Origin of the sequence: Micromonospora phytophila (assembly GCF_023656545.1) — a bacterium.
Lineage (GTDB): Bacteria > Actinomycetota > Actinomycetes > Mycobacteriales > Micromonosporaceae > Micromonospora > Micromonospora phytophila.
The window spans coordinates 1-6,570 of the sequence record NZ_JAMOKF010000310.1 but is presented as its reverse complement, the minus strand read 5'-3'; the positions used below and the strand labels follow the sequence as shown (position 1 = coordinate 6,570).

General features: G+C 75.2%; 8 protein-coding genes and 1 pseudogene. 4 read left to right on the top strand and 5 right to left on the bottom strand.

All coding sequences use genetic code 11. The annotated features are described in order from the left end of the window. Positions 1-238: pseudogene (locus NCC78_RS25745) on the top strand (hypothetical protein); the annotation flags it as partial. Here the strand turns inward: NCC78_RS25745 and NCC78_RS25740 are convergent. The 3 genes from NCC78_RS25740 to NCC78_RS25730 form a co-directional block, all read right to left on the bottom strand. After that, entirely contained in the window at positions 206-613 is a 408-nt protein-coding gene (locus NCC78_RS25740; protein ID WP_250797675.1) for a hypothetical protein, read from the bottom strand. The pseudogene NCC78_RS25745 and the gene NCC78_RS25740 overlap by 33 nt on opposite strands. 299 nt (positions 614-912) lie before the next feature. Then, positions 913-1,134, bottom strand: a complete 222-nt coding sequence (locus NCC78_RS25735; protein ID WP_250797674.1) for a DUF397 domain-containing protein — start codon at positions 1,132-1,134, stop codon at positions 913-915. Next, positions 1,104-1,985, bottom strand: a complete 882-nt coding sequence (locus tag NCC78_RS25730; protein ID WP_250797673.1) for a helix-turn-helix domain-containing protein — start codon at positions 1,983-1,985, stop codon at positions 1,104-1,106. Before NCC78_RS25730 ends, NCC78_RS25735 begins: the two co-directional genes overlap by 31 nt. Positions 1,986-2,670: 685 nt before the next feature. On the opposite strand from NCC78_RS25730, the gene NCC78_RS25725 reads away from it, so the two are divergent. Next, entirely contained in the window at positions 2,671-2,958 is a 288-nt protein-coding gene (locus NCC78_RS25725; protein ID WP_250797672.1) for a hypothetical protein, read from the top strand. A gap of 97 nt (positions 2,959-3,055) precedes the next feature. Next, on the top strand, positions 3,056-3,517 hold the full coding sequence (locus NCC78_RS25720; protein ID WP_250797671.1) for a hypothetical protein: 462 nt from the start codon (positions 3,056-3,058) through the stop codon (positions 3,515-3,517). Positions 3,518-3,615: 98 nt separating this feature from the next. Here the strand turns inward: NCC78_RS25720 and NCC78_RS25715 are convergent, their stop codons facing one another. Then, positions 3,616-4,419, bottom strand: a complete 804-nt coding sequence (locus NCC78_RS25715; protein WP_250797669.1) for a PASTA domain-containing protein — start codon at positions 4,417-4,419, stop codon at positions 3,616-3,618. Positions 4,420-4,518: 99 nt separating this feature from the next. Then, positions 4,519-5,199: a PASTA domain-containing protein gene (locus NCC78_RS25710; RefSeq protein WP_250797668.1), complete on the bottom strand. Its 681-nt coding sequence runs from the start codon at positions 5,197-5,199 to the stop codon at positions 4,519-4,521. Positions 5,200-5,311: 112 nt separating this feature from the next. On the opposite strand from NCC78_RS25710, the gene NCC78_RS25705 reads away from it, so the two are divergent. Further along, a partial coding sequence (locus NCC78_RS25705) for a hypothetical protein (RefSeq protein WP_250797667.1) occupies positions 5,312-6,570 on the top strand: 1,259 nt, incomplete at its 3' end.

Sequence of the window (6,570 nt, the reverse complement as noted above, 5' to 3'; positions counted from 1 at the left end):
CCCGCTCGTCGGACTCCCGGTGCAGGTCACCGGCCTGGCGACCCTGCAGGCCGTGGCGGCGGCGAGCGCGGGCGACCTGCTCGTCGGGGCCGCGGTGACCGGCCCGGCGATCACCCTGGGCGCGCTGGGCGTCGCCGCCATCGGCGTACGCCACGCCCTTCGGCACAGCCGGCTCGTGGAACGCGCGATGCCGGCGCGGCCCGCGTCACCGCGGGCGGCCGGTCCCCTGCACGTATAGCAGCTCCAGGATCGCCCGGGTCGCCTCGAACCAGCGGTCCAGCCAGCCGGGCGGCGGAACGCTGCCCTTCGGCGGCAGCTCCATCAGCAGCCCGCGCAGCAGCGGGTGGTCGACCAGCGACTCGGTGGGCTCCATCGACCATCCGCCGGGCGGGAACGACGGCTCGGTGAGCGGGTTCGGGTCCAGCGAGGGCAGGGAGAGCGGCGGGCCGGCCTGTTCCGGCGCGGCCGGGCCGGGCTCCCGGCCACCCATCTCGGTGTCGGTCGACACCACCTCGGTCAGGACGGTGTCCCGGCGTGCGCCGCGGTACTTGCCACCGAACCGCTCCGGCTTTCCCGGCCCGTTGGTGAGGTTCTCTGACCCGATCGTCGTCATCCGTCTCGCCTGCCTCGCTCGGTTGCCGATCCGTGCGGCGGGTTGTCGACCAACGCCGTACCTAGCCGTACAACGACACGGGCGCGATGTGGCGACGGGATCCCCGGGTGAACCTGGGCCACCCCGACGCCCGCCGGGACCCGCGCGGCCCGGGACCGCCCGGCCGGACCGCACCCGAGCGGCCCGCGACCCGGCACCGCCGGGCGGAACCGCCCGGACCGGCGGGCCCGCAGGCGGGCACGGGAATGTCCCCGTCCGGCCGATCGCCGGACGGGGACGCCCGTCACGTCACAGGGTCGTCAGTCCCGGCCGAGCCGGCCGCGCCTGGCACCGGCGACGAAGGCGTGCCAGTCGCCCGGGGCGAAGACCAGGGCCGGACCCGTCTTGTCCTTCGAGTCCCGCACCCCGACCGCCCCGGTCACGTACGCCACCTCCACGCAGTTGTCACAGTTCGGCCCGCTCTTCGAGCTCTTGAACCACGTTGCCTGCGTCAGGTCCACGGGGAACCCCTTGGTCGCCATTTCCACAACGGCTCCTCTGCCAGTTTCGCGATGTGTGCGATGGACTCCTCCGGACGATTGGCCGCCGCTCGGATGTGATCGAAGATGAAGCTGTACTTCTGCAGTTCGTCACTCTTCTCGAGGAAGAGCCCACCCGTGGCGTTCTCCGCGTACACGACATCCGGATCACCGGGCTCGGGGAAGCTGAGGATCGTGAAGGTGCCGTCCATGCCGGCGTGCGCCCCGACCTCGAAAGGCAGGATCTGGAGCGTCACGTTCGGCAGTTCCGCCACCTCGACCAGCCGTTTGAGCTGGCCACGCATCACCGCGTCCCCGCCCACCGGACGGCTCACCACCGCCTCATCGAGCACCACCCACAGATCGACCGGATCATCCTGGGTCAACAACGACTGACGGCCCAGACGGACACGCACCCGCTGCTGCACCTGCTCCGGGGTGAAGTCTGGCCGGGCCGCGCGGATCATGGCGCCGGCGTACTCCTCGGTCTCCAGCAGGCCGGGCACCACCTGCTGCTCGTACGCCCGGATCGAGCTGGCCGCGGCCTCCAGCCCGACGTAGGCCCCGACCAGCACCGTGCTGTACGGGTGCCACCAGCCCTTCTGCCGGGCCTCCCGGGCGATCTGCACCAGCTCGTCGCTCTCGACGCCGACCACCCCGTAGATCCGGAGCATGTCCCGAACGTCCCGGGGGGTCGCCGTGGTGTGGCCCGTCTCGATCCGGGAGACCTTCGACGCCGAGCACTCCAGCTGCTCGGCGACCGCCTCGATGGTGATACCGGCCGACTCCCGTTGCCGGCGCAGTTCCGCGCCCAGGCGGCGGCGCCGGATGGTCGGGCTGCGTCGCTCGCTCACGCGTCCACCCCGGTTCGCCGCGCGGCCCGCGGGATCGACTCACCGGTCGCGCGCACGGTGCCACCTCGGCAAGCTGGTCGGGACCACCGGCTGCTCGCCCTCACCGGTCCACCTCCGCTTCGACGCGCCGCTGTCGTCGCCCGCCGGGGGCGCGACGTCGTACGGCGGACGAACGTTCGCGGCGTGGGGTGGTGCCGGTCGTCGGCCGGCCGCGACGGGCGAAACCGGCCCTCAGTGTGCCGCCCCGACGTGAACGGCTTCAAGCGCCGCTTTGCGCGAGCCGCTCACGTATCGGCAAAAGTCGACGTGCAACTTGCATGAAGCACGTCGCTGATGCACTCTGTCCGTATGGCACGGGTCACTCACCGTCTCCGTCCGATCCCCCGCCGTGGCGACCCCACCGGCTCCGGGACGCGGAGCGGCGGGCGCGCCCGACGTTTGACAACCAGACCTGCCCCGGGGTGATGACCCCGCCGCTGCACGCCAGTTGGCTGCGGCGGCGGGAGCGGTACCCGGGAGCAGCCGGGTGTTGGTCGGGTGGCGGCACGCCATCAGCGGGTACGGCCCGACCACCACCGCCCGCGACATCGGTCCACGAGGCACGACCCCGTCACCGGGCCATCGAGACGTCCCCCGACCAGCCTCCGCCGGCTCCTTCGCCGGCCGACCCTTCCCAGGAGCCCATGTGCTTCCCCGCTCCGGTGACGTTGTGCACGTGACTCGCGCGGCGAGTGTCCAGTTCCTCAGGCCCATCATGTTCCGGGTGATCCGGGTGCTCGACTGGCCGACCTACGACGGTTGGCTCTGGCTCGACGGTTACGAGTTGAACGCTTCGGGGGACGCGGTCAACCGGCGGTCGATCTTCGTCCAGCGGGAGGGCCTGCGCCACCTGCGGGCCGTGCCCGAGTCGCGCCCGCACACCGTCCGGGCACCACGCCGGCCCGTCGTGCGGACCCCGGTCCGGGTGGGCTGACCTCGGCGATCGGCAGTCGGGGGGCGTGCCGACGCCATAGAATCGGTACGCCACCCCGGCACGTTCCACCCCGCGCTTCCAGGACCCTGAACCTGGGATGGCCATGGTCAATCAGCCCGCCGCGCGGCGGCACCACCGCTCCCTCATCGCCTACTCCTTCGGACTCCTGGCGCTGCTCGGCGCCGCGACCACGCTCGTGGTCGTGGTCCGTGACCCCGCCCTCTCGTCCACCCGGCTGACCGCCCCGGTCCCGGCACCGGAGATCACCGTGGTCGGGGAGGACCCGCCGGACGCCACCGGCGTCGACGACGGCCCGGGTGCCCTCGACGCCCCGTTCGCCCTCGGCGGACCGGATCCCCTCGACGCCGGCAGAGCCGGCGGCGGCGACGAGCCCGGGGCGACCGCCGGGCCCGACGCGGACACCCCGGCCGGCACGACGCAGGCCGCCCGGCACACGGCCGAGGACGTCCGCCAGTCACTCTTCTGGTCCGGGGTCTTCGGCCTGGCCATCTCCCTCGCCGGCCTGGGCCTGGTCGGCACCAGACGCCGGATGTGGTGACCCGGCGGAGCCACCGGGTGCCACCCGCCGGCCGGGACCACCCGTCGACGGCCCGCGCATTCCAGCCACCGCCCGACGGGCGGGAACGGTCGGGTGCCCTAGTCGACGGAGGTCGCCACCACGGTCGGCGTGGGCGAGCCGGTGGTCGGTGACGGCTCGGGCCGCGACACCACCAACGTCACCTCCTCGCCCTCGGCAACCAGCTCGCCCGCGTCCGGCTCGGTCTCGACCACGGTGTTCGGGGGGCGGTCCGACTCGCGGTACTCCACCCGGTGGTCCAGGCCGACATCGTCCAGGATCGCCCGGGCCGTCTCCAGCGGCAGGTTCACCACGGGCGGCATCGGCACCCGGGCCGGGGCGGAGGTGGTCGGCGCGGCGGAGGGCGACGAGGTGGTGGGCGCGGCCGAGGTCGGCGCGGCGGTGGTGGGCGCCGCGCTGGTCCGCGACGGTGACGGCGACGGCTCGGGGCCGGTCCCGGCGTCGTGCGCCGACTGGAGGGCCAGCCACAGTCCGACGCCCAGCAGGCCGAGCAGCAGCAACACGATCACGCCCCAGAGGATCGGCAGCCACCAGCGCCGGCCGCCCGGGTCCTCGGCGTACCACTCGGTGCCCGCCTCCCGGGGATCGGCCGGTCGGGGCGGCGGCACCTCGGCCCGCCCGGACCACGCCGGCGGGCCGGACCGATCCGGGGGCAGCGGGGTGGTGCGGTCCATCGGGGCGGTGCGGTCGGCGGGCGTCGGCCGGGTCGCGTCGTCCGGGGTCCGCGGCTGCCCCGCCGTACGGTCCTCGGGGCCGGGCAACCGCTGCGTGCGGTCGACGGGCTCGGATCCGGCCGGCGGGGGGAGCGGGCGGGTCTGGTCGTCGTACCCCCCGGTGGGCGGCTCCTGGCGGTCGTCGCTCATGGCAGGTCCTTTCCCGACCCGGGCGGGCGTCGCGGCCCCTGACCGTCAACGTAGCGGTCCGGACGCCCATCGGCCGGGATCAGCGTGCCGAACGATCGCTCAGGGCGTCGGGGAGGCGGGGCCCGGCGCCTCCGACGCCTCGCCGCACCAGATCGACACCCGGTCGTTCCACCTGCCCGTGCTGTCGCCGGCCGGATCCTGGCGGGTGACCTTTCCGGCGCGGCGGAGCCGGTACTGCGGGTAGAAGCCCTCGTCGACCAGATCGTCGGCCGCCTCGTCGCACTCGTCGCCGACCACGTCGGGCACGGTGGCGGCCGGGGCGGGCCCGGTGACGTAGAGCGTGACGGTCCTGCCCGGTTCCACCGCCGCCCCGACCTGCGGGTACGCGCGCTCCACAGTGGTGCCGACGCCGGAGCCGAAGATCAGTCGCCAGCCCAGCCGCCGGTCCCGCAGCAGGTCGCGGGCGTCGGTGAAGTCCTCGCCGAGCACGGCCGGGACGGTCAGACCCGTGGACCGGGTCGGCGTCGTCGTCCGGGGCGTCGCCGGCGTCGACCGGCCGCGCGTCGGGGACGCGCTCGCGGCGACGGTCGGTGTGCTCGTGGTCGCCGACGCGGCCGGCGTGCCCGGGTCGTCCTGCTCGCCGGCCAGCATCCAGCCGCCGGTCGCGCCGACGGCGGCGAGCAGCACGACGGCCAACCCGCCACCGAGCACCAGGGTCAACCGGTCCGGTCCGTCGCCGTCCCGCGCGCCGGTCCCGCCGCCCGTGTTCCCGTCCGCCATAGCGTCCACCGCCTCAATCACCGGCGACCGTACCCGTCGGCGCCAACTGCGCTGCGTCACGGTCCGCCGTCACGACTCGCCGCCCGGAGCCCGGGACGTTACGCTCCCCGGCATGGCCAGACGGGGCTGGGGAGGATCGATCGCTACGGCGGTCGGCGTGGCTGCCGGCGCGGGCGCGGCCCAACTGGGCTTCGGCTACGGGCTGGGCATCATCAACTGGGCGTCCACGGACGCGACCGTCGGGGCGGCCGCCTGGGTGGCCAGCCTGATCTGGGCCACCTGGATCGCCGCCACCTCGACGGTCGTCGGCGCGGTCTGCGCGCAGCGGCTGCACGAGCGCGGTCCGGGCGCGGCCCTGCCGGACGACACCGGCCCGACCGCCTCCGCGGCGCGGCCCGCCGCCGATCCGGGCCCACGGCCGGACGAGGTGGACGGGTCGGCGGGCCAGCCGGAGCCGGACGCCCGGAACACCGGCGGCTCCGCCCGACACGTCGCGATCGCCGTGGCCGCCGCGGTGGGTGCCCTGATCACGGTGCTGCTGGTGGCGGTGCCGGCCCGGGTCGCGGTGGTGGCGGACACCGCCGCGCCCCGCGACGTCGCCGCCGCGTACGCGGCGGTCGGGGTGCTGGTCGGCGCGCTGACCGCCGTCTGGGCGCTGCGCTCACGGGCCGCCGCCACCAACGTGATCGCCACCGTGGGCTGGCTGTGGCTGCTCGCCGTGGTCGCCGTCGTGGACGGCGTGCTGGCCGGACGCGGGCTGACCAGTGCCCAGCTGGGCATCTGGCAGCTCAGCTCGGACGACGGGCGGTTCTGGATCCGCGACTACTTCTACTGGCCCGGGGCACTGCTCTCGCTCGGCTCCGCGCTGGTGATCGGCGCCCTGGCCGCCCGCGGTGCCGCCCGGTACGCCGACCGGCGGGTCGGTGCCGCCGCCTCGGGCGCGGCCGGGCCGCTGCTCGTGGCGACCGCGTACTTCCTGGCGGTGCCGCGGTTGACGGCGATCAACCCGGAGCAGGTGTCGGCGCACCTCATCGCGCCGTACGCGGTGATCGTCGGGGTCGGCGGCTCCGTCCTGGTCGCCGCGCTGGCCCAACGCTCCGGCCGGCGGGCCGCGACCCGTGGGCCGGTGAGGGTGCCTCGGCAACGCACCGGCGAGCCGATGGCCTTCCCGGCGGACCCCGCTTCCGGGCAGCCCTCGTTCCCGCCCGCCGGTGACGCGGCCGACGCAGGGCCCGGTACGCGCCCGGCCGCCGGCGCGCCGACGCCCGCCGTCGCTCGTGCCGGCGTCCCGACGACCGCGACGGCTTCGCCGGAGACCACCGTCCCGACCTCGACGGCAACCGCCGACCGGGCGCCGACCCGGGCCCGGCG